The sequence below is a fragment of the Parapedobacter brassicae genome, assembly GCF_051400755.1.
GTDB lineage: Bacteria > Bacteroidota > Bacteroidia > Sphingobacteriales > Sphingobacteriaceae > Parapedobacter.
In genome coordinates, this window is record NZ_JBLFFL010000003.1 from 172,124 (window position 1) to 198,063 (window position 25,940).

A 25,940-nucleotide genomic window follows, 5' to 3' on the forward strand; every position below is an offset into this window, starting at 1 on the left:
CTAAATGATAGAACTATCGAACCCGATTGCCTTGGCGGATTTTTATGCGGTACTCTTCGAAGGCCAACAAGTCAACTTGCCGCAAAGCACATCGGATAACGTCAACCAAAGCCACGAATTTCTGAAGCGTTTCTCCAGGGATAAGATCATCTATGGCGTCAACACCGGGTTTGGCCCCATGGCGCAATACCGGATAGACGAGGCCGACCGCGTACAGCTGCAATACAACCTCATCCGCAGCCATGCCGCGGGCATGGGAGAGGTGCTGGACCCGGTGTATGCCAAATCGACCTTGCTGGCCCGCCTGCACACCCTGTCTTTGGGCTACTCGGGCGTGCACCTCAATGCCGTGGAACTCATGAAGGAGATGCTCAACCGCGACATCTTGCCGGTCATCTACCAGCACGGTGGCGTAGGCGCCAGTGGCGACCTGGTGCAGCTGGCTCACCTGGCGCTGAACATGATCGGCGAGGGCAACGTCATCTATCGCGGCAAGGAAATACCTGCAGCGGAGGCGCTGGCCAGCGAAGGACTGCAACCCATGCAGATCCACATCCGTGAGGGGCTGGCCCTCATCAACGGCACTTCGGTGATGACGGGCATCGGTATCGTCAATGTCCTCTATGCCCAGCGGCTGCTGCATTGGTCGATTGCCTGCTCAGCATGGATAAATGAACTGGTGAGGGCGTATGACGACCACCTCTCGGAGACGCTCAACGGCACGAAAAAGCATAAAGGGCAACAGCAGGTGGCTGCGCTGATGCGCGAAATGATGGCCGATAGCAAGCTGATCCGCAAACGGCATGACCACTTCTATAGTGGCAAGGTGGCTGAAACCGTATTCAAGGATAAACTACAGGAATACTATTCCATCCGTTGCGTGCCGCAGATCCTGGGACCGATATGGGATACCTTGCAGTATTGCACGGCCACGCTGATCGAGGAGGTCAACTCAGCGAATGACAACCCCATCATTGACGTGGCTTCTGAAAATGTGTATCATGGGGGCAACTTTCACGGCGACTACATCGCCTTGGAAATGGATAAGCTGCGTATCGCCATCACCAAGCTATCTATGCTGATGGAGCGGCAGTTGAACTACCTGCTCAATGTTTCGCTGAATGAAATCCTGCCCTCGTTCGTCAATTTGGGTAAACTGGGACTTAACTTCGGCATGCAGGGGGCGCAATTTACGGCCACTTCTACCACGGCCGAAAACCAAACCCTGGCCACCCCGATCTATACGCATAGCATCCCGAACAATAAGGATAATCAGGACATCGTGAGCATGGGCACCAATGCGGCATGGCTCACCAAGAAGGTCATTGACAATGCATACGAGGTGCTCGCGGTGCAGCTGCTGACGCTCACACAGGCCGTAGAAGCGCTCGAATGCCGGGATCTGCTATCGTCAAAAAGTAAACAAGTTTACACGGATATCCGCTCAATTGTTCCTATCTTTAAGGAAGATATTGCGTTATCGCCTTATTTGATGGCGATAAAAAGCTTTATCAAAGCACATGATCTGACGAATTGATGGCGGGTAAGAAATATGCATTGGTGACAGGGGGATCCCGAGGCATCGGCAGGGCAATATGCATCGCACTGGCCGGCGAATTGAATTATCCGGTGATCATCAACTATCATGCGAATGCCAAGGCGGCCGAGGACACCCGGGAAATCATCATCGCCCAAGGCGGGGAGGCCGAGCTGCTGCCATTTGATGTCAGCAACCAGGCGGAAACACATGCGCAGCTGGAAAACTGGAAAGCACAGCACCCCGAGGACATGATCGAGGTGATCGTCAATAATGCGGGCATTGCGCGGGATGGCTTATTCTTATGGATGGAACAGGCGGACTGGAGTGACGTGATCAACACCAGCCTCCATGGGTTCTACCATGTGACCAAGCCGCTGATGCAAGACCTGCTCCGCCACCGCTATGGCCGGATCATCAACGTCGTCTCCATATCGGGGGTGAAAGGTACCGCCGGACAGGTCAACTATTCGGCGGCCAAGGCGGGCCTGATCGGCGCTACCAAAGCCCTGGCGCAAGAGGTGGCCAAGCGCCATGTGACGGTCAACGCCGTGGCGCCGGGATTTATCGACACGGAGATGACCAAGGCGCTGGATGAACAGGAGCTGAAAAAAATGATACCGGCAAACCGCTTCGGTAAAGCCGAGGAGGTGGCCGACCTGGTCTGTTTCTTAGCGTCGAGGAAGGCATCTTATATTACCGGGGAAGTGATCAATATTAATGGGGGAATTTATTCTTGAATGGAACGCAGAGTCGTCATCACCGGAATGGGAATCTATTCGTCACTCGGCAAGAACCTCAGTGACGTAAAAGAATCGCTCTACAACGGCCGCTCAGGCATTGTCTTTTCGCAGGAGCGCAAGGACTTTGGCTACCGCTCGGCGCTCACCGGCCTAGTGGAAAAACCCGATCTCACGAAAATACTGTCACGCCGGCAGCGCATCAGCATGGGCGAAGAAAGCGAATATGCTTATGTGGCCACCTGCGAAGCCCTGCAAAACGCGGGTATCGATGAGGGCTTCTTCGATGAGCGCATCGTGGGGTTGATCTACGGCAATGACAGCGTATCGCAGGCGGTGATGGAGTCGATCGATATTGTCAGGCAAAAAAAGGATACGACACTGGTCGGATCGGGTGCCATCTTCAAGTCCATGAACTCATCGGTGACGATGAACCTGGCGACGATCTACCGCATCCGGGGCATCAACATGACCATCAGCGCGGCCTGTGCCAGCGGCTCGCACGCCATCGGGCTGGCGTACCTATTCATCAAACAGGGGCTGCAGGATTGCATTATCTGCGGGGGTGCTCAGGAAACCAACAAATTTGCCATGGCCAGCTTCGACGGGCTGGGCGTGTTTTCGGACCGGGAGGCGGAGCCGACCAAGGCCTCGCGCCCATTTGACAAAGACCGTAACGGCCTGGTGCCGGGCGGTGGTGCCGCCACCGTGGTATTGGAAGAATATGAGTCGGCCGTGCGGCGGGGTGCGCCCATCCTGGCGGAAGTGCTCAGCTACGGCTTCTCTTCCAATGGCGAGCACATCTCTACGCCAAACGTAGAAGGCCCCATACGGGCAATGGAAATGGCCCTGCAACAGGCCGGCCTCTCCCCCACCGATGTGGAGTACATCAACGCCCATGCAACGTCTACACCCATGGGGGACGCCAATGAAGCGCGGGCGCTATCGCAGCTGTTCGGAGGCGGTCCGTATGTGAGTTCTACCAAGTCGATGACCGGCCACGAATGCTGGATGGCGGGGACGAGCGAAGTGGTGTATTCGCTCCTAATGGCGCAAAATAGTTTCATCGCACCCAACATCAACCTCGAAGAAGTGGATGAAACGGCTGAGGGGTTGAGTTTGGTAAAAAATACCATAAACCAAAATTTTAATGTATTTTTGTCAAATTCTTTTGGGTTTGGTGGAACAAACTCCGCGTTAATTGTTAGAAAACTGTAATAGAGCAGCATCAGCTATGAGCAGGGATGAGATTATAGATATTACCAATCGATTCTTGATCGAAGAATTTGAAGTGGAACCTAAGGTGATCCAATCGGAGGCAAACCTGAAGGAATCCCTGGATTTGGATAGCTTGGATTATGTAGACCTGGTGGTCATCATCGAATCGAATTTTGGCATAAAACTGGAAAGCAAAGATTTTACCAACGTCCTTACCTTCAATGACCTATACGATCTAATCGGCAGTAAGCTGCATGCCATCGCCTAATCAACACCAATGGCTGAATGGGAGGGAAAATCAAGGGGAACCGTTTCCGGATACAAAATATTTATTTTCCTGATTAAACATGCGGGGGTCAATGTCGCCTATCTCCTGCTCCTTTTCGTCTCCCTCTATTACGTGGTGTTTTCGCCCCGGCAGACGCGCGCCATTTATCGATACTTTCGCCTTCACCGCGGCAACGGCGCCGTCCGTAGCCTGATCAATACGTATCTGAATTATTTCGTGTTTGGACAGACCATCATCGATAAGGTGGCGATCACCGCGGGCTTATCGCATCGGTATACCTACGAATTTGATGGTATTGACCACATCCGGCAGCTGGCGAAGGACAATAGCGCGGGGATACTCATCAGCGCCCATGTGGGGAATTTTGAAGTATCCCAGCATTTCATGGGCGAATTTGAGAAACAGATACACCTGGTGACCACCGACGAGGAACAACGGGCCATTAAATCCTATTTGGCGGGCATCATGGCTAAACCAAAAACCGGCTTCATCGTGGTGAAGGACGACCTATCCCATGTGTTTGAGATCAATCAGGTCATTGGCGAGAAGGGAATGATCTGTTTTACCGGAGACCGCTTTGTAGGCGATGCGAAGACCCTGACAGCCGACTTTTTGGGTCGGCCCGCCCGCTTTCCCGCTGGCCCTTTTCTGATCAGTTCGCGACTGAGCACACCGGTGCTTTTTGTTTATGTGATGCGCGAGCGCCGCAAACATTACCACCTGTACGCACGGACGGCCTCCTTTAACCACCGCGATGCCCAATCGTTGCTGAAGGCCTATACGCAGAGCATCGAACAAATGCTGGCAAAATATCCACTGCAATGGTTTAATTATTATGATTTTTGGAAGGCTTGATGGGGGATTGGTAGTTGATGAACACGTAAAGCGATGCCATGAAAAAGGTTCTTATTATCTATTATTCCCAAACCGGGCAGCAAAAGGAAATCCTCGATAACATCCTCAAGCCACTGGCAGCGGACCCGGAGGTAGAGCTGACCTTTCACCGGATACAGCCGGTGGAGGACTATCCCTTCCCCTGGGAGAGTCGCCGTTTCTTCGACGTGTTCCCGGAGTCGTTCCTCCGGATCCCCTGTGCCCTGCAACCGATGGACGAGCGGCTGCTCCAGCAGGACTATGACCTGATCATCCTGGGCTACCAGGTGTGGTACCTCTCGCCCTCCATACCGTTCAATTCGTTTTTGCAAAGCGAGGAGGCCAACCTGCTCCTGAAAGGCAAGCCGGTCATCACGGTGATCAATTGCCGCAACATGTGGGCGATGGCCCAGGAGAAAGTCAAGAAATCCTTGCATGGCATGGGGGCCAATCATGTGGGCAATGTGGCGCTGGTAGACCGGCATCTGAACCACATCAGCGTGATCACTGTGGTACACTGGATGATGGGGGGAAAGAAGGATTCCTATTTGGGTATATTTCCGAAACCGGGGGTCTCGGATCAGGACATCAGCGCGTCCACCAAATTCGGCGTACCGATACGTGCGCACGTCAAAGAAGGTAACTACACCACCCTCCAAGGGGAACTGATCCGGTTAGGTGCCGTACGCGTCAAACCGATCTTGGTATTTACCGATAAAAGGGCTAATACAATGTTTGCCAAGTGGGCGAGCATCATCCGCAGCAAAGGGTTGCCCGGCACCGCGGCGCGTAAGCCCTGGCTGAACGCATTCAACTATTACCTGCTTTTTGCGATATGGGTGCTCGCACCTATCGTGAGTTTATTATTTTTAATATTACATTTGCCCTTCCTTTCCATCATTAGGAAGGAGGCAAAATACATTCAGTCGATTAATTTCAAAGAATCCCGGTGATGCCAAGGGTATATATCAATGCCGTAGCCAAGTTTTTACCACATGATCCCATTCCCAATGACCGTATGGAACAAGTGTTGGGTGTCATCAATGGCGCGCCATCGCGCGCACGTGCCATCGTGCTGCGCAACAATCGGATCACCTCACGCTACTATGCCATTGATGCCGAGGGACGGCCTACGCACAACAATGCCGAGCTGACTATTGCCGCCATCCATAACCTGATGGCCCAGTCCGGAGCGGACAAGCTACAGATTGACATCCTTTCGTGCGGTACGTCTACACCCGATCAGCTGCTGCCCTCGCACGCCAGCATGGTGCATGGGCTGTGGAAAAACAAACCCATGGAACTCAACGCCGCCTCGGGCATCTGTACTTCGGGCATGAACGCGCTTAAATATGCCTACATGGCCTTGGCGACGGGCAGTGCTAAACAAGCGGTGTGTACCGGCTCTGAACGGGTTTCATCGTGGCTGCGCGCCGACAAATTCAACAATGAGTCTGAGCGGTTTGTGGCGCTTGAACAAAATCCGATGATCGCCTTTGAAAAGGATTTTCTCCGGTGGATGCTGTCTGACGGTGCGGGGGCCATGCTGCTGGGCGACCGGCCCGGTGAGGGGATCTCACTCATGATCCACTGGATCGATGGCATCTCATACGCCCATGAGCTGGAACCCTGCATGTATGCCGGTGCCATCAAGATCGATGGGAAACTGCTGCCCTGGAGCGATGCCTCGCCAGAAACGTGGCTCGATCAATCCATCTTTGCGATCAAGCAGGATATCCGGCTGCTGGAAGCGCACATCATCCCGAAAGGGGTGCAGAGTATCCAGGAGATCTTGCGCAAGCATCAGCTGACGGCAGGCGAGATCGACCATTTCCTGCCGCACATCTCATCTTATTTCTTTAAGGATCGGTTGGTGGAGGCGTTCGAAAAAGCAGGTATCGGCATCCCTGAAGAAAAGTGGTTCATCAACCTCCATCAGGTCGGCAACGTGGGGTCGGCATCCAGTTATATTCAGCTGGAAGAACTAGTTCACTCGGGAAAACTCCGATCCGGCGAAAAAATTCTATTATCTGTCCCCGAAAGCGGAAGATTTTCTTATGTTTACGTACTGTTGGAAGTAACCTAATGACATGAGCCTCGTTTCATCACCGGAAGCCATCGGCAAACTCATTCCGCAACAACCGCCTTTTGTGCTGGTTGATGAGCTCATTGAATATGAAACCGACCATATTGTATCGGGCTACCGCATTCCCGACCGGCACGTGCTGGTGGACAGCAACGGCTGCCTGACGGAGGCCGGGGTAATCGAGCATTTTGCGCAAACCATCGCCCTCTATCAAGGGTATGACTACTTTCTGCGCGATCTGCATCCGCCGGTGGGTTATATCGGTTCGATCAAACAGTTTGAGATTCACCAATTGCCCCGCGCGGGCGACCGACTCCGTACCCGCATACACATTGTCCAGCAGCTGTTTGGCGTGACGGCGGTGCAGGGAGAGGTGAGCTGCAACGGACAAATCATCGCCACCGGCGAAATGCGAACCGTCATTGCGAAAGAAGTTGGATAACCCCGTATCATTCCCTAACATCGAGGAGCTTATCCCGCACCGGCCACCCCTGATCATGGTAGATCGCGTCATCTCCGTGGATGGACTGGAAACCCTGACATCTTTCTTGGTAAAACCGGCGTGTCTGTTTGTCAGCGAAAATACCCTCTCTGAAATGGGCATGTTGGAAAACCTGGCCCAGACGAGCTTCATTTTTCTGAACTACTTTTTTATCAGGCCTAACGAAACCCTGTGGGATAAAAATAAAAATAACCTGGGCGTGATCAGCACCATCCTTGACCTGGAGGTATCGGCATGCCCGCGTGTGGGCGATCTGCTGATGACGAGCACACACACGGAGCTTGTTTTTACGTCGGATTTTTTGAAAATTTGTAATATCGAGGGTCGTGTTTCGGTGAATGGCGAGACGGCCCTGACAGCGACGATGAAGATGCTACTGCAAACCAATGATCGGTGACGCATGAGGAAAGACGAAGTACCACAAGACGAAGGGAGCCTGGCGAAGCGCCATGTCCATGAACTGTGCTATGCAGTGGACGAAAACGGCCGGTATACGACGGTGCCGAGCAGCGGCTGGGAAGCCAAGACCTTGGCACTGAATGAATCGCTGGAACTCATCGACGAACGGATAGCCGCCACGAAGCAAGCGGTGTCGGAAGGCAAGCTCAGCCCCCTAGCGTATTACATGGAACTCCACCGGATGGATGTACCCTTGCTGGCCAGCTACGTCGGCATGCATCGGTGGCTAGCCAAACGGCACTTCTCTCCCAAGCGCTTCGCCAAATTGAAAGACAAGACGCTGCAGCAATATGCCGATGTGTTCGGCATCACCGTTGAACAGCTCTGCGCACCTATTCCGTAACCCCTAATATGAAGATATCGTTTGAACACCGGCAGTCCGCCCATTGCGAGAATGGGGTTATTTCGAATTTGCTAAACCAACGGGGGGTCAGCATCTCCGAGCCCATGGCCTTCGGCATCGGCAGCGGACTGTTTTTCGCCTATCTCCCATTTATCAAGGTCAACTTCGCACCCGGATTCAGCTACCGGCCCATGCCGGGCAAGATTTTCAGAAAGCTTGCCAAGCGGCTGGGCATTAAGGTGAAGCACCAACGGTTTTCGTCGGCCGAAAAGGCGAAAGCCGTGCTCGACGCTACACTCAGCCAAGGCATTCCGGTAGGCTTGCAGGTAGGCGTGTACCACCTCACCTATTTTCCGGACGAATACCGTTTTCACTTCAATGCACACAACCTCGTGGTCTATGGAAAGGAAGCAGGTCACTACCTCATCAGCGACCCGGTGATGGACTACACCACGCAGCTCACCGAAACGGAGCTCCAACGCGTGCGCTTCGCCAAAGGGGCCTTGCCCCCAAAAGGGCACCTCTACTACCTCGAACGGTTGCCCGAGCACTACGACCTGGAAAAAGCCATCAAAAAAGGCATCCGGCAAACGTGCAGTGATATGCTGGCGCCAATACCCATCATCGGCGTGAACGCCATGAAATGGGTGGCACGCAACATCCGCAAATGGCCGAAGGCCATCGGTATTAAGAAAACAAACCACTACCTCGGACAGCTGGTCCGCATGCAAGAAGAAATCGGCACGGGGGGCGGAGGCTTCCGCTTTATCTACGCCGCATTCCTCCAAGAAGCTGCATCAGTGCTCGACAAGCCCGTACTCCGGCAGCGATCGGAAGAAATGACGGCCATTGGCGATGCCTGGCGTGACTTTGCCCTGGATATTTCCCGCGTCTATAAAAACCGCAAAGCGGGGGACGATGTATACGAACAGCTTGCTGAACAGCTAACGGCCATCGCGGAGCGCGAAAAGGTGTTTTTTAGGCAGTTGAAGAAGGATATATAACCAGGCCCCATCCACCCAAGGCGCTGGAGCCAAGGCGTGAGGGCATTGGCTCCAGACTAACTATTTCCAATACACCGTACGCCCACCCCGTCCATCGGCGTTGAATACCCGGAACGCAATGGTCCCCGTGGCGGGCAGGGGTTTCGTATATTGGTCGCTTTGTGTGGTAGGTTCACTCCCATCGGTGGTATACCGGATGACGAATCCGGGAAACTGCACATTGGCATGCAGCTTGCCTCCCCGCTCGACTATTCCGGCCGGAGGAATACGGTATTGGTACCCTCCTCCATAATGATCCAGCCGGGGCAGCTCCCGCTTGCCCAGTGCATTTAAGAACGCCGCCCAATCAGCCGCATACAAGGCTTCCGACCGGGTTCCCTCAGCTCCGCTCGCCCATGCCGGATCAGCCGCCCAAGCGCGCTCGGCAAGTCCGAATAATTTAGGCAGCATCAGGTATTCCATGCGCTCCGGCGAGGTGATGATCTCGCTCCACAGGGGCGCCTGTAGTCCAACGATATTGCCGCTAGCGCTGAGCCGCACGCCACTGCCCGGTTCTTCCAGGCTCCGGTAATAATCATGGGGAACGAACCGGAAGGGTTTTTCGATATCGACATACCCGCCCCAATATTGGCCGGGCTCGTAGAAACTCTCGCTATACGCCAGGTCAAAATAAAAATTCGTCACGTTGGTGAGCACCACCTGATACCCCGCATTGGCCAGGCGGTAAGCGAGATCGACATTCGCGCCTTGGTTGGCCCACACATCGGTATGGAAATTTTCATCGGCGAAACGCGGATCCACCACCATGCGCTTGCGCCCGTTCACCACCGCCTTCTTCATCCCGATTTCTTCCCACCCCGAGAGGTAAAGTCCGCGGGACGTCAGCGCCTTATTGATGCGGTTAAAAAAATAATACCACAGGTCGTCCGTATGGGCAATGTCCGCTTCGGCAGCCAGCAAACGACGTACGGCGGGCGATTTTTCCCACACGCCATTGGGTACCTCGTCCCCGCCGAAATGGATGGTTTGTAAAGGCGCTCCGGCCTCCTTGTGCATGGCAATGAGTTCATCCACCACTTTTTCCAGAAACGCGTAGGTAGACGGCAATGCAACGTTGATAACATTGTCATTCCAGTTTTGCACAGACCGGTACACCGACTGGTCCTCCACGTCGCGCAGCAGGTATTGGCGCGCTGCGGTGCTATCTCCCTTGGCAAGGTACTTGGCGTAGCGGGCATCCATGGACTTGATGGCCGCACGGGCATGGCCTGGTGTTTCGATTTCGGGGATGACGCGAATGTGCCGCTCCGCAGCATATTTCAGCAGCTCAACATAATCCGCCCTGCTGTAGAAGCCGCTGCCGGTGGTGTTATCCGCTTGGGGTCCCGAACCGTAGGATGGCATCAGGTACTGCGCATCATCAAGCGTATGCCCACGTCTGACCCCCACTTCGGTGAGCTCCGGCAACCCCGGTATCTCCAGGCGCCAGGCTTCATCTTCGCTGAAGTGAAAATGCATGACGTTGACCTTATACAACGCCAAGAGATCCAGGATCTTCATTACCTGTTCTTTGGTCTGGAAGTTGCGCCCCACATCCAGCATCACTGCACGGTGCGCAAAACGCGGTGCATCGGTTATCCTGACGCCCCGAATGCGGACCGCCGACTGCTTATCGCGCCAAGAAGTGGGCGGCAGCAGGTTTTTCAATGTCTGGATGCCATAAAACGCGCCAGCTCGTGTAGCGGCCTCGATCAGCACGCCGGAGGTATCCACCGTAAGCGAGTACCCCTCAGCAGGTCCACCCGCCCGCTGGCGCAGCCGCACCGCCCTGCCCTGCCGGTCATTGGCCAGCTCCGGTGCCCGGGCCAACACATGGGCCAGCTCGCCCTGTAAATACAAGGCCTCCTGTTTAAAAGCCGAATCGGCAATGATAGCGATGTCAGGCCCCAACTCGAAGGTACCAGCAGCATAGGCGTATGTGGTGGGCGTGGGCAGTACCGGCGGCAATTGAGTTAAGGGGATGTCCTTCACGGATTCATGCTGTACATAGGCGCGGGCAGCCAGCTCCAGCTCCAGGCTGTCTGCCGGGGCGAAGGGCGTCACCTCCAGGGGCAGTGCCACACCCTGTGGATGGTCGTCCGTCACTACATAGAAACCTTTGGGCATGTCTGTTATGTTCCGCTGCCTGCGCGACAACACACGCACCCGTGCAGTGGCTCCCGGAGCGAGTGGCTTCCAGCCCGGCCGGGGGGAGAAGGCGAAAAAGTCGCCATTGATGAAATCGATACCGGCCATGACGGTGTCCGACTCGGCCACGCCGGCGGCACCCGTGATATTGAAATAGATGGCCCACCCCGTGGCACCCAAGGTATCCGAAGAACGATTAGTGATGCTCAGGATACAAAGGGATTGGTTAGTGCCCGGGGATGCCACGATCTGCCACCGAAGGGCCAGCGGCGGAACCTCATCTGCCGATGGAACGCCGTCTCTCGATGTGGACGGTGATGCACAAGCCCCCAGGCATCCGAAGACAAAAAGCTGAAAAAAACGTCGACAATATATCATGACCATTTTGTATCGTTTATAAACGCCAAATTTATTGCTAATATATAACATTTCCGAATCTTCGGACTTCCGAAGCGGCCGGATACGCCGAAGCGAGGCTAGACTGTGCAATGCTTTGCAACCAGATGCAACCCCGACATACGTCGGGACAAGCTCCGGCTTCCAGACCGAACGCTTGGTTACAGCGCCTATCAGAAAACCAATTCGCCATAGGCTTTCCAATATTTTTCCCTTATTTTCGTGCCATGGAGGAAATCATCCGCGTGCATCAATTGTCCAAGCGCTACAAGGGCAGCGACCGGTATGCATTGAACGATCTATCGCTTTCCATCAGCAAAGGGGCTATTTTCGGCTTACTTGGTCCCAACGGGGCGGGCAAAACGACCCTGATCGCTACGCTCTGTGGAATGATAGAACCCTCCTCCGGCGAGCGGTGGCTCGACAACCTCAACTATCGGAAAAACCGCCGGAAAATTCAGCGACAAGTAGGGATCGTACCGCAAGAGTATGCGCTATACCCTACCCTCAGCGCCGAAGAAAACCTATATTACTTCGGAAGCCTGTACGGCATTGCGGCTGCGGAATTGAAACACCGCATCGCCGACGGGTTGCACCGCGTCGGCCTGGCCGACTTCGCCAAAAAGACCATTGATACCTTTTCGGGCGGCATGAAGCGACGGGTGAACCTCCTGGCGGGTATCTTGCACCGGCCCGATGTGCTGTTTCTGGATGAGCCCACAGTGGGCGTGGATGTCCAATCGAAGGAGGTGATCATGGCGCTGCTCCGTGAGCTCAATGCGCAAGGCACCACCATCATCTACAGCTCTCACCACCTCAATGAAGCCCAGCATTTCTGCACCAGGATTGCCATCATTGACGCCGGGAAAATCGTGGTGGAAGGTGAACCGGCGCAGCTCATTGCGTCGGTGCCGGGAGCAACTACCCTGGAGAATGTGTTTATCCACCTCACCGGCAGCCAACTCAGGGATTATGCATAAATTGGTGGTATCGGCATATAAAGAGCTGTTGCTCCTCCTGCGGGATTGGGGTGGACTTGCGATCCTGTTTTTCATGCCGTCGGTGTTGATCATCACCATCACGCTGATCCAAGAAAGCACGTTCAAGGCCGTCGGCGAATCCACATTGCCCATCCTGCTGGTCGATGGGGATAAAGGCGAAATCGGCCGACTGGTCGCCCAAAACCTGGCAGAGGCGCCCAATGTACAGCTGATAACGAAGGTCAGCGGGCAGCCGCTTACCGAAAACGAGGCACGCGCGCTGGTGGGTGATGGCCGGTATCAGATCGCCGTGGTGATCCCCGAAGGGCTGAGCGCTGAACTGAGCGGAAAAGTGGCCCATAATGTCGATAAAATCCTGGGAGAATTTGCACTGACAGCCGACAGCGCTGTCCAACCGGCGGAAACGCCGCAATGGGAGACCAAGGAAGTGACCATTTATTTCGATCCCGCGGCGGGCCAGTCCTTCCGCAACGCGACGAAGAGCAGCATCGAAAAACTCCTTTCAAAAGTAGAGGTAGAAAAAATATACGCGGTATTCATCGACCAGATGGGGCTGGAGGAAGACCCCGGCCTACTGGACGATGACATCATCGCCTTCAAGGAAACTATCGCCCAAAAGGGCGACGACGGCATCATCCCCAACGCCGTGCAGCACAACGTACCGGCCTGGATCCTGTTTGGCATCTTCTTCATTGTCGTCCCTCTGGGCATCAACCTGGTTAAGGAGAAAAACCTGGGCACCTACATCCGCCTGCGGACCAGTCCGGTTTCCTACGGCGTCATCTTAGGCGGCAAAATCATCACCTATACAGGCATCTGCCTGATCCAGTTTGTATTGATGCTGCTCATCGCCAAGTATATTTTTCCGCTCATCGGGCTGATTGCGTTTGACCCCGGCACGCAGCTGCCGCTGATGGTACTGATCGCTTTCGTGGCGGGCCTTGCGGCCATCGGCCTGGGCATCCTGATCGGCACCATTGCCGAAACCCAGGAGCAGTCGGCACCGTTCGGCGCGATCTTCGTCATCATCCTCGCTGCCCTCGGTGGTGTGTGGGTACCCACGTTCATCATGCCCGAAGTGATGCAAAAGGTGTCTGCTTTTTCACCGATGAACTGGGGAATATCGGCATTTTACGATGTGATCCTGCGCAATGGCACTGCCGGCGATATCGCCAGGCCATTGGGTTACCTGCTGCTGTTCTTCGCCGCCACCCTGCTGGCGGCTATCCTATACGACAAAAGACACCGAACCAATTGATGAATCAGCTACTTCAACATACTACCCGTTTCCGCGTGCGCTTCAACGAAACCGATCCGCTTGGCATCGTATGGCACGGGCATTACATCACCTACTTTGAGGATGGCCGGGAAGCCTTCGGAGAGGCGTTTGGCATTTCATACCGCCACATACGCGACAATGGCTTCCTCGCGCCGGTGGTCAAATGTACCTGTGAATACAAATCGCCACTACGCCACGGCGACTGGGCGGAAGTGGAGACGGTGTTTATCAATCATGCCGCTGCCAAGATGGCGTTCCGCTACACGATATTCAACGCGACCAAGCAAGTGGTGGCCACGGGTGAGACCATCCAGGTGTTTACCGATATGGGTGGTGAACTGGTGCTCACGAATCCGCCGTTCTTTGCAGACTGGAAGACCCAACACGGATTGCCATGAAAGCGGATGTATTTGCGATCGGGGATCACCTCATCACGCCCCTCGGCATGGGGAGTGCCGCCAACGCTGAACGGATATTGCGTGGCGATACGGCCATCGCGCCGGTCGATGACCCTTGGTTGGCGGATCATCGCCTCTATGCGGCGCGGATCGAGGAACAGCAGTGGACAGGCAACATCGACCACCCCGAACGCTATACGCGCTTGGAGCGGCTGTTCATCCGGTCGCTGCAAGCCCTCGTCGACGAGCATCGAATCCCATTGGACAAGCGGACCTTGGTGGTGCTATCTACAACGAAGGGCAATGTCTCCTTGCTGCACGACCCCCTTACGGCCCTCGCAGCGGAGCGTGTGCACCTCTCGGTAATGGCCGATGAAATCCGGCGCTACATGGGCTTTGAAAACCGGTTTATCACGCTCTCGAATGCCTGTATATCAGGCGCGCTGGCCATCTCGGTGGCGCGGCAGCTCCTGCAATATCACGACGGATATGAGCAAGCCATCGTCATTGGCGGTGATGAGTTGTCAAAATTCATCGTTGCTGGCTTCGATGCGTTCCAAGCGCTGGCCGATGAGCCTTGTCGCCCCTTCGACCGAGACCGTAAGGGGCTGAACCTCGGTGAAGCCATAGCGGCCGTGTACCTTTCGAAGACGCCATCCGAAGGGGCCATCAAGATCATGGGCGTGGGCTCCTATAACGATGCCAACCACATCTCCGGCCCATCCCGCACCGGCGAAGGCCTGTACCGGAGCATCCGGGAAGCCCTGCGCGAGGCCGGTGAGCCGGCACTTGACTTTATATCGGCGCATGGCACGGCCACGGCCTATAATGATGAGATGGAAGCCATCGCACTCCAAAGGAGTGATTTACTATCCGTACCCGTGCATAGCCTCAAAGGGTATTATGGACATACCCTGGGCGCCAGCGGACTGCTGGAAACCGTGCTGGGCATCTATTCACTGCGAAACAACACGCTCATTCCTTCTCTCGGCTTTCATCACCAAGGCACCAGTGAGCCCCTCAACATCATCCGGGAGACCACGCAACGGACCCTGCATACCTTCCTGAAAACCGCATCGGGGTTCGGCGGCTGCAACATTGCTACGGTATTCCAACAGGCATAACTTATGGACAAGCAGCGTTATTTTATCCGATCCTATTGCATCATCCGCGACCGATTGATCGTAGTCAACGGCGAGGTGTACCTGAAGGCGGAAGAATCGACCACGCTGAATGATTTCCTCAAGATCGCCTACCGGCAATTGGAGATCGACTACCCGAAGTTTCACAAAATGGATGGTCTCTGCAAAGCCAGCTTCATCGCAACGGAACTCCTGGCGCGGAAATCGGGTCCCTATCGCAGTGATACCGCACTCGTCTTTTCAAACTATTCATCCAGCTACCTCTCGGATAGTCGGCATGCTGCCGATATTTCCGGGGAAAATGCCGCGGCGAGTCCGGCGACGTTTGTTTATACCCTGCCCAATATCGCCATGGGCGAAATCAGCATCCGCCACCAATTGCATAGCGAAAATGTTTTCTTTATTTTTGACCGGTATTTGCCAGCGTTCTTAGTACCTTATACCCATGCGATGCTGGGCAATGAAAAGACGGACGGCATCATCAGCGGGTGGGTGGAAGTGACGGAGCAACGGTGCGACCTATTCCTGTATCATATTGGCACTGAGGGTGGCATACCGTATACCGCTGAGCAACTGGAAGGATTATATAAGGAAGCATATGAGTGAACTAAAACAAGAGCTGAAAGCGAAAATCATTACCCAACTCAACTTGGAAGACCTGACCATAGCCGACTTGGATGACGACACCCCCTTATTCGGCGATGGATTGGGGTTGGACTCCATCGACGCGCTGGAGCTCATCGTGATGCTCGACAAGGGCTATGGCATCAAGCTTGGCGACCCCAAAGAGGGTCGGAAAGTATTTGAGACCATCCAAACGATGGCCGACTACATCGAGGCACATCGCAAATGAACTACCACAGCCCCGTAGCCATTACCGGAATGGGGGCCATCTCTGCCATTGGCGCGGATGTAGCTTCCAATTTCCGCTCACTGATACAAGCGAAGCACGGCATCGGGCGCATTTCTCAGTTAGCTGCCCACCACCAGCATACCTTGGTGGCCGGACAGATCAGTATATCCGATGCGGAGCTGTATGACCGCTTGGCTATCCCCCGTCAGGAGGCGTATACCCGCAGCACCTTGCTCGCTCTCCTGGCCGCTAAGGAGGCGATCGCGATGGCCTCGGTCGATCCGGCGGACGGCCTCCGTACCGGCGTCATCTCGGCCACCACCGTAGGCGGCATGGATGCCACGGAGCGCTACTATGATGACTACCTTACCTCAGCCGCCAACCGGCGTTTCATCCCCACACATCCCTGCGGATGCGGCGCTGAGCAATTGGCGAGTCAATTGGGCGTGAGGGATTTCGTGACGACCATCAGCACGGCCTGCTCCTCCGCCGCCAATGCCATCATGCTGGGAGCGCGGATGATCAAGATGGGCTTGCTGGATCGGGCGATTGTGGGCGGCTCGGATTGCCTATCCCGGTTTACCATTAACGGCTTCAATTCCTTGATGATTTATGCCGATACACACTGCAAACCGTTTGACGAAAACCGAAGCGGACTGAACTTGGGGGAAGCGGCCGCTTACCTGGTGTTGGAAGCGCCGGACCTGGTCGCGTCGCAATCAAAAAAGCCTCTGGCGTACTTGACCGGCTATGGCAACGCCAACGATGCCTATCATCAAACGGCATCGTCCGATGACGGCGAGGGAGCTTACCTGGCGATGAAACAGGCCATCGACGTAGCCGGCTTGGAGGCCGCCGATATCGATTACATCAACGCGCATGGCACGGCGACACCCAACAACGACCAAACCGAGGGCAGTGCGTTGCTGCGCGTGTACGGATCCAGAGACGCCCTGCCTGCATTCAGTTCTACCAAGGCCTTTACGGGCCACACCCTGGCGGCGGCCGGTGCGATAGAGGCCGTATTTTCGGTATTGGCGCTGCAGCATCAGCTGGTTTTCCCCAACCTGAATTTTTCGACGCCCATCGCGGCGCTGGGTATCCTGCCGGAGACCCGACTGAAAACGCAGCGGATTGATCATGTACTGTCTAACTCCATCGGGTTCGGCGGCAATTGCAGTACCCTGATATTTTCCAAAGCAAATGATTAAGCCGATCTACATCCATGGCAGTGGCAGTGTCTCGATCCAGCCGACATTTGAAACGGGCTATCGCTTCGATACGCTGACGGCATATGCCCAAAATCCGGTGCCTGCCCTTGACCCCGATTATAAGACCGCTATCCCGGCGTTGCAGCTGCGGCGCATGAATAAAAGCATGCGCATGGCAATCTTTGCTGCTAAAACGGCCTTGCAAGAAGCCGGGAAGGATACCGTGGATGCGGTTATCGCCGGTACGGGACTGGGTTGCCTGCGGGATTCGGAACGGTTCGTCGAAACCTTTTTGGCCGATGAAGCGGGAGCGCTTAATCCCACCCCCTTCATCCAGTCTACGCATAACATGGCAGCGGCGGCCATTGCCCTGGCCCTTAAATGCAACGGGTATAACATGACCTACGTCAACAACGCTAACTCTTTTGAGTCGGCGGTGCTAGACACGATGATCTACCTGGCCGAACACCCCGCCCAAACCGTCCTGTTGGGTGGTGTAGATGAATTGGGTGAACGGACGACCCGCTTTTGGGATCTCGCCGGGTACCTAAAGCAAGACACACCGGCAATCCCGGCCCCCTTGGCGGCAGCCGCCACCGCTGGCGAGATCGCCGCCGAAGGGGCTGGATTTTTCGTTACTTCCAACGCGTCTGATCAAGCGATCGGGCAACTTACAGCGGTGGAAACCTGTTATGAAACGAGCGATGCGACAGCCTTCATTAGCCGTTTCTTACAACGGCATGGACTGGATGTGTCTGCCATCGATGCGGTAATGCTGGGATACAATGGCGATGCACGCTACGATGCTGTATATGAGACCGTGGGCAGCACGCTCTTCCGGGAACTGCCGCACATCGGTTTCAAGCATGTCTTCGGGGAATACGATACGGTGGTGGCCGCGGCACTCCATTTGGCGTTGAACCTATTCAGGTGGCAGCACGTGCCGCCATCGCTCTTGCTGAATACTGTTCAACCCCGTTCCTTGCAGCGCATTCTCATCTATACCCAGCGCCGGGGAAAAAACCATGGGTTGATTTTAGTGGAACGATGAGTGTAACACTATTCATATTGCTGGTTTTGCTTGTGATAGGCTTGCTTATCTTGATACTCGGCGCCTTCAACATTCAATGGAACTTCTTTCTCAAAGCCCTGCACCGCGGTGAAATCACCGACCAGCGGATTGCCCTTACGTTTGACGACGGTCCCCACCCGATCTACACCCCGAAGGTATTGGCCCTGTTAGAGGAATATCATGTCCAGGCCACATTTTTTTGCATCGGCAAGCAGATTGCCAAGCACCCTGACCTTGTGCGACTGCTCAATGATCGGGGACACCTGGTGGGCAATCATTCCTATACACACGCGGCCACCATTGATTTCCGCACGAAAGCCGGGTGGCTGGGAGAAATACGGCACACGGATACCGCCATTGCCGAGTGCATCGGTCGTAGGCCGCGGTTCTTCCGTCCGCCTTATGGCGTCACCACGCCTCACTTGGCACAGGCGGTAAAAGAAAGCGGCCACGCGGTGATCGGTTGGCGCGTGCGACCCTATGACACGTTGAAACGCCCGGCCGAGCGCATTGTCCGTACCATCTTAAAAAAGACCAAGCCCGGCGACATCATCCTGCTGCACGATACCCACGACCGGGTAGCGCTTGTTTTGGAACAGTTGTTGCCCGAACTCCAGAAACGCCATTTCACGATGGTGACAGTGGATACCTTAATTCAACGGAATGCGTATGCATAAGCATCGAATACTGATCATGATTGCGCTGGTGTTATGCTCCGTGGCTTCCGCCCAGCAAAAGGCATTGACTGCTGCTGAGGTTGCGCTGTTCAAGGAAAAGGTAACGGCAAACACCAAAAACATAAGATCGCTTGAAAGTGACTTCACGCAAACGAAGCAGCTGAGCTATGTGGAAAAGGCGATCACGTCTTCGGGCAAGCTCTATTTCAAGGCGCCCCAACAGATCCGGTGGGAATACCTCCAACCGACGCGGCATGTGATTGTTTTTGATGGTCAAACCATGCGCGTGGATGCGGGAGCCGACAAGAAGAAGCAGGTCGACCTAACGTCCAACAGCAGACTAAACGCCCTGAGTGACCTGATGGTGGGTACGGTACAGGGCGGAAAAATCCTGGACGATAGTCGCTTCGATATCACCTATTATCGCGAAGGCACGGGCTATTTGGCTCGGTTGATCCCCAAGGAAGGGGCGCTGCGCAAATACATGAAACAAGTGGAACTGACCTTTGAGGGCACTACTTTTTTATTAAAACGCACCAAAATCATCGATCCGGCGGCGGACTACACGTTGATCACTTTTGAACATCAACGGAAAAATGCAACGATATCGGAGGACAAGTTCACCCTTAAATAGTTTAGTTCGACCGATATTCGGCGGATTTCTTACTTTTGCCTGTTATGTCACTATTACCCAATTTTTATTCATTAGTGGCGTTCACTGCGGACGGCCAGCGCGTATCGGCATCCATTGCCATCAATAAGGCACATCCGGTGTTCAAGGGCCATTTTCCGGGCCATCCGGTGACGCCCGGCGTGTGCATGATGCAAATCATCAAGGAACTGACGGAAAAATGGGCAAAATGTGCATTGGTATTGAAAAGAGCCAAGAACGTAAAGTTTATGGCCATCATCAATCCGGAACTCCATCCAAACATTCAGGTCGAATTGGATGTTGAAGAAGAAGATGGAATGCTTTCTGTGAGGAGCACTACCTTATTCGAAGATACCGTGGCACTTAAGTTCAGCGGCGTCTTCCAAAAAGTTTAGGCATATGAAGAAGCTGTTTTTTCTCCTAACTGCATTGGGATGGAGCGTGCTCATCCAGGCCCAGGACCTCAACACTGTCCGGCTGCGCTATAAGGATGCCACGAAGTCGCGGGAACAAGCAGCCGCATTTTATGAGCCGCTGAAAGGGGTGACAGCAAGTGATAAACCGGTATTGATGGCCTATAAAGGGTCTGGATTGATGTTATTAGCCCGATACGAGAAGTTGGCTGAGCGCGGGCCGAAGGTCAAAGAAGCCGTACAATGGATCGAGCAGGCCGCAACGGCTGAACCTGACAATCCGGAAATCAGGTTGATCCGACTCAGCGTACAGGAACACCTGCCGAAATTCCTGAAATATAACCAGCACATCGAAGAAGACCGGAAATTTGTACAACAGGCCCTGCCTTCGGTGAAAGATGAGGGGTTGAAAGCCATGATCAATGGCTATTTCGAAACGTTTTCTAAAAAATGATCTGCCCGACCTAAATGACCAGCACTCAGGTATTAGCCGCGATAAACGCTTGTGTAATCATCCCCACGTATAACAACGCCAAAACGCTCAAGCGGGTCCTTGATGGTGTAGGCAGGTATACCTCGCATATCATCGTGGTGAACGATGGCTCGACCGATGACACGCCCAATATATTGGCCGAGTACCCGGGGGTGACCACCGTCCATCTGCCGCACAACAAAGGGAAAGGCTATGCGCTGCGCTTGGGGTTTCGGGTAGCTGACGAACAAGGATTTGACTATGCCATCACCATTGATTCGGATGGGCAGCACTTTCCGGATGACATTCCACAGTTTGTGCAGGCTATTGAAGACAACGGACCTGCGTTGCTGATCGGCGACCGTAACATGAATCAGGAGGGTATTCCGGGCAAGAGCAGCTTCGGCAACCGTTTTTCCAACTTTTGGTTCCGTTTTGAAACAGGCATCACATTGACGGACACTCAATCCGGTTTTCGGCTATACCCACTCCGGGAGATCCGGAATATCCGCCTTTATACTACCAAATTTGAGTTTGAAGTGGAAGTGATCGTCAAAGCGGCCTGGAGAGGCATTCCAGTACGCAATATCCCGGTAAAGGTGCTGTACAATCCCGCTGAGCGGGTGTCGCACTTCCGGCCGGTTCGCGACTTCACCCGCATCAGTGTGCTCAATACGTGGCTGGTATTGGTGACATTGTTGTACATCCGTCCCCGCGATTATTTCCGCACGTTTAAAGAAAAAGGATTCAAACGTTTTTTTTTTGAGGACCTCTTACACAGTGCGGATTCTGTCGGGAAAAAAGCGGCATCCGTCGCGTTGGGGGTATTGATAGGGCTATCTCCGCTTTGGGGATTTCAGACCATCACGGTGCTGTTCCTCGCCCTGGTACTCCGCCTCAATAAGCTCATTGCCTTTGCTTTTTCGAATGTGAGTATCCCACCGTTTATTCCTTTTATCATTTATGCCGGCATCCAAACGGGCGCGTTCCTCATCGGGCGACCCACTGCGCAACCGTTCCACTGGACACAGCTCGGTACGTACAGCGGGTTTATCCAACAGCATTTAACAGAATATATCGTGGGTAGTTTGGTACTGGCGGTAGGTGCTGCTGCTGTCTTCGGTGCGGCAAGCTATATGCTGCTCACCTGGAGAAACCGCTATACCGGGCATACTCAGTAATCCTGACAAATCGAGATAATCTGCTAACTTTGCTGAATAAACAACGTGCGAATTGGCTTCTTTTTTCTATAGGATATTCCGTTACTTTCAAAAGCACAGGACCGCGTTTTTCGTTTCCCTGCCATTGATTTTCCTGCTATTGGGTTACTGGGCGAGCCGCATCCGCTTTGAAGAGGATATCATCAAGCTGATCCCAGCAAGCGAAGAAGCCGAACACATAAACGAGGTATTGCAATCGGCCAAGTTTGCCGACAAAATCGTGGTCAACATCACGACGCCCCACGAAGGCGATATCGCAACATTACAAGCATATGCCGATGCCTTTGCGGAAGCCATGGATCGTGTGGGGGCGCCGTACATCCAGCGCTTGCAGGCGCGATTAGAAGACGACCAGCTACTGGAATTGATGGATGTGGTGAGCCACAACCTGCCGCTCTTCTTGGACGATGCCGACTACCGACGCATCGACACCCTCCTACAGCCCGATACCGTGGCGGTAACCGTACAAGAGGCATATGAGGCCATTGCCAGTCCTCAGGGGGTGATGACAGCATCGTTGGCACGGCAGGATCCATTGGGGATGACGTACCTGGGGCTTCGCAAGTTTCAACGCCTGCAAGCAGGCGAGCAATTTACCCTGGAAGATGGTTACCTCATCGCCCGTGGCCGCAAAAACCTGCTGGCATTCATCATCACCGCGGCAGGCAGCAGTGAGACCGCGCAAAACACGCAATTCATCCGGATCCTCGATCGAACCATCAAGGAACTGAATACGCAATTTGCCGGACAGGCTACAGCCGAATATTTCGGCGCAGCAGCCGTGGCCGTAGCCAATGCCCAGCAGGTCAAACAGGATATCCAGGTGACCCTATCCATCGCGCTCGCGGTGCTGGTGGCGCTTTTCATCTATTTTTACCGCCGCATCTACATTCCGCTGATCATCCTCTTTCCGGCTGCTTTCGGCAGCTTGCTCGGCATGGCGGTGCTCTATGGGATCAAAGGCACCATCTCGGCCATTTCCATCGGCATCGGCTCCGTACTGTTAGGCCTCACACTGGACTACTCCCTGCACATCCTGAGTCATTACCGCGGCACGGGTGATGTCAAAAAGCTGTTTGAAAGCACCACCAAACCCCTGCTGATGTGCGCGGTCTTCACGGCGGTAGACTTCCTCTGCTTGCTGTTCTTGCGCTCGGATGTGCTGAAAGACCTGGGGCTCTTCGCCGCTGTCAGCGTGATGGGCGCAGCTATTTTTGCGCTGGTGTTTATCCCGCAGGTGTATACGCCCCAGAAAACGGTAAGCGTAAGGCAAAACACCTTCATCGATGCCATCGCTCGGTATGATTTCAGTAGCAACAAATGGGTGTTGGGTATCGGTATTGCGCTTACCATTGTCTGCCTCTTCACCTTCCAGCGGGTTGGTTTCAATGACGACCTGGCCGCCTTGAATTATCAACCCGAGCACCTCAAGCGGGCAGAGCAGGCACTCGATAGTCTCGATAACTATGCCGCTAAATCCATCTACCTGGTGGCTTACGGCGACACATATGATGAAGCATTGGGAAGAAATGCCCGCTTATACCGACAATTGGAACAGGCAGAAGCACAAGGGATTATCCATCGTTTTCAATCGGTAGGAAATGTGGTGTTTTCATCCAAGCAACTGGATGAAAAGATCAATCGATGGAACCAATTCTGGTCAGGCGGCAAAAAAGAGCGGTTGCAACAGCTGCTGATTGCCGAAGGTCGGAAAGTCGGCTTCAAAGAGAACGCCTTCGCTCCTTTTTTCGAGGTATTGTCGCATACCTTTACGGCGTTGGACAGTACCGATCAAACATTGCTGAACAACCTGTTTTTGGACGAGTTCATCGCCTCGCGCAATGACCTCACCACCATCACCACGGTGGTGAAAACCGATGATGATCACGCCGCGCAACTGATCCAATCGTTGGCCGATGGCCATGAGGGTGTATTGGCGATCGACCGCAAACACTTGCAGGAAAAGCTGCTGAGCAACCTCGAAGCGGATTTCAACAGTTTATTTCTCTTTGCATCCATCGCCGTTTTCGTGGTTATCTTCCTGTTTTTCGGCAGCCTGGAGATTACTTTGGTCACCAACGTGCCCATTTTTTTGGGCTGGCTGGTCACCTTAGGCCTCATGGGTATATTCGGCATTCAGTTCAACGCTTTTAACATCATCATCACCACGCTGATCTTTGGGCTGGGGGTAGACTATTCCATCTTCGTAACCAAGGGACTGCTAGAACAATATACCTATGGCAGCCGTGACATGCCGGCGTACAAATCAGGTGTGGTGATGTCGGCACTGGCCACCATGCTTTGCTTTGGCATATTGGTGTTTGCCAAGCACCCCGCCATACGGTCTATATCCGTCATCCCGCTGATCGGCCTGCTGGTGGTGGTACTGATGTCCTTTTCCATACAGCCCTGGCTGTTCCGCACGTTTATCAGCAACCCCCAAGCGCGGGGCAATACCCCTTGGCGCCTGGGCAATTTAATACTGACCGGCCTTACCTTTGGCTATTTTTTTGTCGGCGGCTTACTCGTGAGCATCTTAGCACAATTGCTCATCCCCCTTGTTCCCGTAAGCCGGAAAAAGAAGTTCACGATATTCCATCGTGTTTTGCAGCTTTTTTTCCACAACCTAATGTATCGGACACCCGGCGTACGCATGGAAGTCATCGGGCATCACCCGTCCAATTACGACCCGCCGGCCATTGTCATCGCCAACCATACATCCATTTTGGATACACCGACGATGGGCCTCCTGCATCGCATGCAAATCTTCATGGTAAACGACCGTCAGCTTCGCTCGCCCTTTTTCGGCAGGCTTATTCGCATGGTCGGCTTCTACCCCGCGTCTGAGAGTCATCCCCAAGGGCTGGAAAGACTGCGCAAGAAGGTGGCGCAAGGGTATTCCATCATCGTGTTTCCGGAGGGTACCCGATCGACCACCACGGCTATCCAACGTTTTCACAAAGGAGCCTTCTACCTCGCCGAACAGCTGAAACTGGATATCCTCCCGGTATTGGTTCACGGCAATGCTCACGCCTTGCCAAAAAACGACAATATGCTGAAGCCCGGACCCATCACGATGAAATTTCTGCCCCGCATCACCCATGATGATCCGACGTTTGGCGATAGCTATCCTGAACGGGCTAAGAAAATTGCCGCACATTTCAAAACGGCATTCAGGGCATTGCGGGATGAACGCGAAGGGCCTGATTATTTCAAGAAAAAGCTTTATTTCAATTTCCTTTATAAACCCAGACCCGTTCAGCGGGCGGTAAAAGCAGCCTTTACCGCAAACCACGTGTGCTATCATCGACTGCTACGGCAGATGCCCCTTACGGGACGTTTCCTGCATTTGGGTTGCGGCTATGGTATATTGGACTTCTTATTGGTATATGATAGCGCGGCGCGCCAGGTACTTGCTTGGGATGATGACGACAGGATGATAAGCGTAGCGCAACACACGTATACGGTAAATCGCTATCCGCTGCGGTTTACACCGGACGTTCCGCCTCCGGGAGAAGCCGACGTGGTCATTGTTTCCGGCACAGCCATCGACTGGAAGCCCTATAGGCAGGATGCCAGCTGGATCGTGTTTGAAGATATAGAGCCGGAGATCCCTGCGCTGACTGCGCAAGGCTTCGAGCTTGCTTTTAATGAAAACGGTGTGACCGTTTTTCGTCGCTGACCGTGACACCGATTCCAGCTGAGGAGCAGCTGCCTATTCCATCCCCCCAATCCACACCCATGATTCAGGCAGTTGCGGACGAAGCCTTGGAATTGGGAGCAACGCGAACCGATTCCAGCTGAGGAGCAGCTGCCTGTTCCATCCCCTAACCCTACCAACGATTCAGGCAGCTGCCGACGAAGCCTCGGAATTGGGAGCAACGCGAACCGATTCCAGCTGAGGAGCAGCTGCCTG

Annotated in this window: 26 protein-coding genes; 25 read left to right on the forward strand and 1 reads right to left on the reverse strand. The window is 54.1% G+C overall.

Annotated features, from left to right (window positions below):
• Positions 1–4: 4 nt before the first annotated feature.
• From flxA to darH, 11 genes are read left to right on the forward strand one after another with little or no spacing between them, the layout of a single operon-like run.
• A complete protein-coding gene (gene flxA / locus ACMGDE_RS10030) occupies positions 5–1,537 on the forward strand; it encodes a flexirubin biosynthesis tyrosine ammonia-lyase FlxA (RefSeq protein ID WP_436832649.1) in 1,533 nt (510 codons plus the stop codon).
• Entirely contained in the window at positions 1,537–2,277 is a 741-nt protein-coding gene (gene flxB / locus ACMGDE_RS10035) for a flexirubin biosynthesis SDR family reductase FlxB (protein WP_436832650.1), read from the forward strand. Before flxA ends, flxB begins: the two co-directional genes overlap by 1 nt.
• Complete coding sequence (locus ACMGDE_RS10040; RefSeq protein ID WP_436832651.1) at positions 2,278–3,495, forward strand: beta-ketoacyl-[acyl-carrier-protein] synthase family protein; 1,218 nt, start codon at positions 2,278–2,280, stop codon at positions 3,493–3,495.
• A gap of 16 nt (positions 3,496–3,511) precedes the next feature.
• Positions 3,512–3,763, forward strand: a complete 252-nt coding sequence (locus ACMGDE_RS10045) for a phosphopantetheine-binding protein (protein ID WP_436832652.1) — start codon at positions 3,512–3,514, stop codon at positions 3,761–3,763.
• A gap of 9 nt (positions 3,764–3,772) precedes the next feature.
• The gene (locus ACMGDE_RS10050; RefSeq protein ID WP_436832653.1) at positions 3,773–4,639 is read left to right on the forward strand and encodes a lysophospholipid acyltransferase family protein; all 867 of its coding nucleotides are present in this window, start codon (positions 3,773–3,775) and stop codon (positions 4,637–4,639) included.
• Between the two features lie 38 nt (positions 4,640–4,677).
• Positions 4,678–5,610, forward strand: a complete 933-nt coding sequence (locus tag ACMGDE_RS10055; RefSeq protein WP_436832654.1) for a hypothetical protein — start codon at positions 4,678–4,680, stop codon at positions 5,608–5,610.
• Positions 5,610–6,743, forward strand: coding sequence for a dialkylresorcinol biosynthesis protein DarB (gene darB / locus ACMGDE_RS10060; protein ID WP_436832655.1), 1,134 nt, complete (start codon positions 5,610–5,612; stop codon positions 6,741–6,743). Before ACMGDE_RS10055 ends, darB begins: the two co-directional genes overlap by 1 nt.
• Before the next feature lie 4 nt (positions 6,744–6,747).
• On the forward strand, positions 6,748–7,185 hold the full coding sequence (locus ACMGDE_RS10065) for a hotdog family protein (protein ID WP_436832656.1): 438 nt from the start codon (positions 6,748–6,750) through the stop codon (positions 7,183–7,185).
• Positions 7,178–7,642 (forward strand): ApeP family dehydratase, encoded by a 465-nt coding sequence (locus ACMGDE_RS10070; protein WP_436832657.1) that lies wholly within the window; start codon positions 7,178–7,180, stop codon positions 7,640–7,642. The genes ACMGDE_RS10065 and ACMGDE_RS10070 overlap by 8 nt, the downstream gene beginning before the upstream one ends.
• 3 nt (positions 7,643–7,645) lie before the next feature.
• Positions 7,646–8,047: a flexirubin biosynthesis protein DarG gene (DarG, locus tag ACMGDE_RS10075; RefSeq protein ID WP_436832658.1), complete on the forward strand. Its 402-nt coding sequence runs from the start codon at positions 7,646–7,648 to the stop codon at positions 8,045–8,047.
• Positions 8,048–8,055: 8 nt separating this feature from the next.
• Complete coding sequence (gene darH, locus ACMGDE_RS10080; RefSeq protein WP_436832659.1) at positions 8,056–9,051, forward strand: BtrH-related acyltransferase DarH; 996 nt, start codon at positions 8,056–8,058, stop codon at positions 9,049–9,051.
• Positions 9,052–9,111: 60 nt separating this feature from the next.
• Here the strand turns inward: darH and ACMGDE_RS10085 are convergent, their stop codons facing one another.
• Entirely contained in the window at positions 9,112–11,622 is a 2,511-nt protein-coding gene (locus tag ACMGDE_RS10085) for a family 20 glycosylhydrolase (RefSeq protein WP_436832660.1), read from the reverse strand.
• 239 nt (positions 11,623–11,861) lie between these two features.
• Between ACMGDE_RS10085 and ACMGDE_RS10090 the strand changes: the two genes are divergently transcribed.
• The 14 genes from ACMGDE_RS10090 to ACMGDE_RS10155 are packed head-to-tail and all read left to right on the forward strand — an operon-like array spanning position 11,862 to position 25,706.
• Positions 11,862–12,614 (forward strand): ABC transporter ATP-binding protein, encoded by a 753-nt coding sequence (locus ACMGDE_RS10090; protein WP_436832661.1) that lies wholly within the window; start codon positions 11,862–11,864, stop codon positions 12,612–12,614.
• A complete protein-coding gene (locus tag ACMGDE_RS10095) occupies positions 12,607–13,893 on the forward strand; it encodes an ABC transporter permease (protein ID WP_436832662.1) in 1,287 nt (428 codons plus the stop codon). Before ACMGDE_RS10090 ends, ACMGDE_RS10095 begins: the two co-directional genes overlap by 8 nt.
• Complete coding sequence (locus ACMGDE_RS10100; RefSeq protein WP_436832663.1) at positions 13,893–14,312, forward strand: acyl-CoA thioesterase; 420 nt, start codon at positions 13,893–13,895, stop codon at positions 14,310–14,312. The genes ACMGDE_RS10095 and ACMGDE_RS10100 overlap by 1 nt, the downstream gene beginning before the upstream one ends.
• The gene (locus ACMGDE_RS10105) at positions 14,309–15,436 is read left to right on the forward strand and encodes a beta-ketoacyl-[acyl-carrier-protein] synthase family protein (RefSeq protein ID WP_436832664.1); all 1,128 of its coding nucleotides are present in this window, start codon (positions 14,309–14,311) and stop codon (positions 15,434–15,436) included. The genes ACMGDE_RS10100 and ACMGDE_RS10105 overlap by 4 nt, the downstream gene beginning before the upstream one ends.
• Positions 15,437–15,439: 3 nt before the next feature.
• Positions 15,440–16,060 (forward strand): hypothetical protein, encoded by a 621-nt coding sequence (locus ACMGDE_RS10110; RefSeq protein WP_436832665.1) that lies wholly within the window; start codon positions 15,440–15,442, stop codon positions 16,058–16,060.
• Positions 16,053–16,307: a phosphopantetheine-binding protein gene (locus ACMGDE_RS10115; protein WP_436832666.1), complete on the forward strand. Its 255-nt coding sequence runs from the start codon at positions 16,053–16,055 to the stop codon at positions 16,305–16,307. The genes ACMGDE_RS10110 and ACMGDE_RS10115 overlap by 8 nt, the downstream gene beginning before the upstream one ends.
• Positions 16,304–17,518, forward strand: coding sequence for a beta-ketoacyl-[acyl-carrier-protein] synthase family protein (locus ACMGDE_RS10120; protein WP_436832667.1), 1,215 nt, complete (start codon positions 16,304–16,306; stop codon positions 17,516–17,518). Before ACMGDE_RS10115 ends, ACMGDE_RS10120 begins: the two co-directional genes overlap by 4 nt.
• Entirely contained in the window at positions 17,511–18,569 is a 1,059-nt protein-coding gene (locus ACMGDE_RS10125; protein WP_436832668.1) for a beta-ketoacyl synthase N-terminal-like domain-containing protein, read from the forward strand. Before ACMGDE_RS10120 ends, ACMGDE_RS10125 begins: the two co-directional genes overlap by 8 nt.
• Entirely contained in the window at positions 18,566–19,267 is a 702-nt protein-coding gene (locus ACMGDE_RS10130; RefSeq protein ID WP_436832669.1) for a polysaccharide deacetylase family protein, read from the forward strand. The genes ACMGDE_RS10125 and ACMGDE_RS10130 overlap by 4 nt, the downstream gene beginning before the upstream one ends.
• Positions 19,260–19,901, forward strand: coding sequence for a flexirubin biosynthesis/transport protein LolA2 (gene lolA2, locus ACMGDE_RS10135; protein WP_436832670.1), 642 nt, complete (start codon positions 19,260–19,262; stop codon positions 19,899–19,901). Before ACMGDE_RS10130 ends, lolA2 begins: the two co-directional genes overlap by 8 nt.
• 44 nt (positions 19,902–19,945) lie before the next feature.
• Positions 19,946–20,314: an ApeI family dehydratase gene (locus ACMGDE_RS10140; protein ID WP_436832671.1), complete on the forward strand. Its 369-nt coding sequence runs from the start codon at positions 19,946–19,948 to the stop codon at positions 20,312–20,314.
• A 4-nt stretch (positions 20,315–20,318) separates the two neighbouring features.
• Positions 20,319–20,786 carry a hypothetical protein gene (locus tag ACMGDE_RS10145; RefSeq protein WP_436832672.1) on the forward strand — a complete coding sequence of 156 codons (468 nt, stop codon included), beginning with the start codon at positions 20,319–20,321 and terminating at the stop codon, positions 20,784–20,786.
• A 14-nt stretch (positions 20,787–20,800) separates the two neighbouring features.
• Positions 20,801–21,985: a DUF2062 domain-containing protein gene (locus ACMGDE_RS10150; protein ID WP_436832673.1), complete on the forward strand. Its 1,185-nt coding sequence runs from the start codon at positions 20,801–20,803 to the stop codon at positions 21,983–21,985.
• A gap of 52 nt (positions 21,986–22,037) precedes the next feature.
• A complete protein-coding gene (locus ACMGDE_RS10155) occupies positions 22,038–25,706 on the forward strand; it encodes a 1-acyl-sn-glycerol-3-phosphate acyltransferase (RefSeq protein ID WP_436832674.1) in 3,669 nt (1,222 codons plus the stop codon).
• Positions 25,707–25,940: the final 234 nt, after the last annotated feature.

Coding starts and splice junctions, on each gene's coding strand:
- ACMGDE_RS10120 (WP_436832667.1), top strand. CDS start 16,304: ATGAACTACCACAGCCCCGTAGCCATTACCGGAATGGGGGCCATCTCT.
- ACMGDE_RS10095 (WP_436832662.1), top strand. CDS start 12,607: ATGCATAAATTGGTGGTATCGGCATATAAAGAGCTGTTGCTCCTCCTG.
- ACMGDE_RS10040 (WP_436832651.1), top strand. CDS start 2,278: ATGGAACGCAGAGTCGTCATCACCGGAATGGGAATCTATTCGTCACTC.
- lolA2 (WP_436832670.1), top strand. CDS start 19,260: ATGCATAAGCATCGAATACTGATCATGATTGCGCTGGTGTTATGCTCC.
- ACMGDE_RS10065 (WP_436832656.1), top strand. CDS start 6,748: ATGAGCCTCGTTTCATCACCGGAAGCCATCGGCAAACTCATTCCGCAA.
- ACMGDE_RS10055 (WP_436832654.1), top strand. CDS start 4,678: ATGAAAAAGGTTCTTATTATCTATTATTCCCAAACCGGGCAGCAAAAG.
- ACMGDE_RS10130 (WP_436832669.1), top strand. CDS start 18,566: ATGAGTGTAACACTATTCATATTGCTGGTTTTGCTTGTGATAGGCTTG.
- ACMGDE_RS10110 (WP_436832665.1), top strand. CDS start 15,440: ATGGACAAGCAGCGTTATTTTATCCGATCCTATTGCATCATCCGCGAC.
- flxB (WP_436832650.1), top strand. CDS start 1,537: ATGGCGGGTAAGAAATATGCATTGGTGACAGGGGGATCCCGAGGCATC.
- ACMGDE_RS10145 (WP_436832672.1), top strand. CDS start 20,319: ATGAAGAAGCTGTTTTTTCTCCTAACTGCATTGGGATGGAGCGTGCTC.
- darB (WP_436832655.1), top strand. CDS start 5,610: ATGCCAAGGGTATATATCAATGCCGTAGCCAAGTTTTTACCACATGAT.
- ACMGDE_RS10090 (WP_436832661.1), top strand. CDS start 11,862: ATGGAGGAAATCATCCGCGTGCATCAATTGTCCAAGCGCTACAAGGGC.
- ACMGDE_RS10105 (WP_436832664.1), top strand. CDS start 14,309: ATGAAAGCGGATGTATTTGCGATCGGGGATCACCTCATCACGCCCCTC.
- ACMGDE_RS10140 (WP_436832671.1), top strand. CDS start 19,946: ATGTCACTATTACCCAATTTTTATTCATTAGTGGCGTTCACTGCGGAC.
- ACMGDE_RS10085 (WP_436832660.1), bottom strand. CDS start 11,622: ATGGTCATGATATATTGTCGACGTTTTTTTCAGCTTTTTGTCTTCGGA.
- flxA (WP_436832649.1), top strand. CDS start 5: ATGATAGAACTATCGAACCCGATTGCCTTGGCGGATTTTTATGCGGTA.
- DarG (WP_436832658.1), top strand. CDS start 7,646: ATGAGGAAAGACGAAGTACCACAAGACGAAGGGAGCCTGGCGAAGCGC.
- ACMGDE_RS10045 (WP_436832652.1), top strand. CDS start 3,512: ATGAGCAGGGATGAGATTATAGATATTACCAATCGATTCTTGATCGAA.
- ACMGDE_RS10050 (WP_436832653.1), top strand. CDS start 3,773: ATGGCTGAATGGGAGGGAAAATCAAGGGGAACCGTTTCCGGATACAAA.
- darH (WP_436832659.1), top strand. CDS start 8,056: ATGAAGATATCGTTTGAACACCGGCAGTCCGCCCATTGCGAGAATGGG.
- ACMGDE_RS10115 (WP_436832666.1), top strand. CDS start 16,053: ATGAGTGAACTAAAACAAGAGCTGAAAGCGAAAATCATTACCCAACTC.
- ACMGDE_RS10100 (WP_436832663.1), top strand. CDS start 13,893: ATGAATCAGCTACTTCAACATACTACCCGTTTCCGCGTGCGCTTCAAC.
- ACMGDE_RS10150 (WP_436832673.1), top strand. CDS start 20,801: ATGACCAGCACTCAGGTATTAGCCGCGATAAACGCTTGTGTAATCATC.
- ACMGDE_RS10125 (WP_436832668.1), top strand. CDS start 17,511: ATGATTAAGCCGATCTACATCCATGGCAGTGGCAGTGTCTCGATCCAG.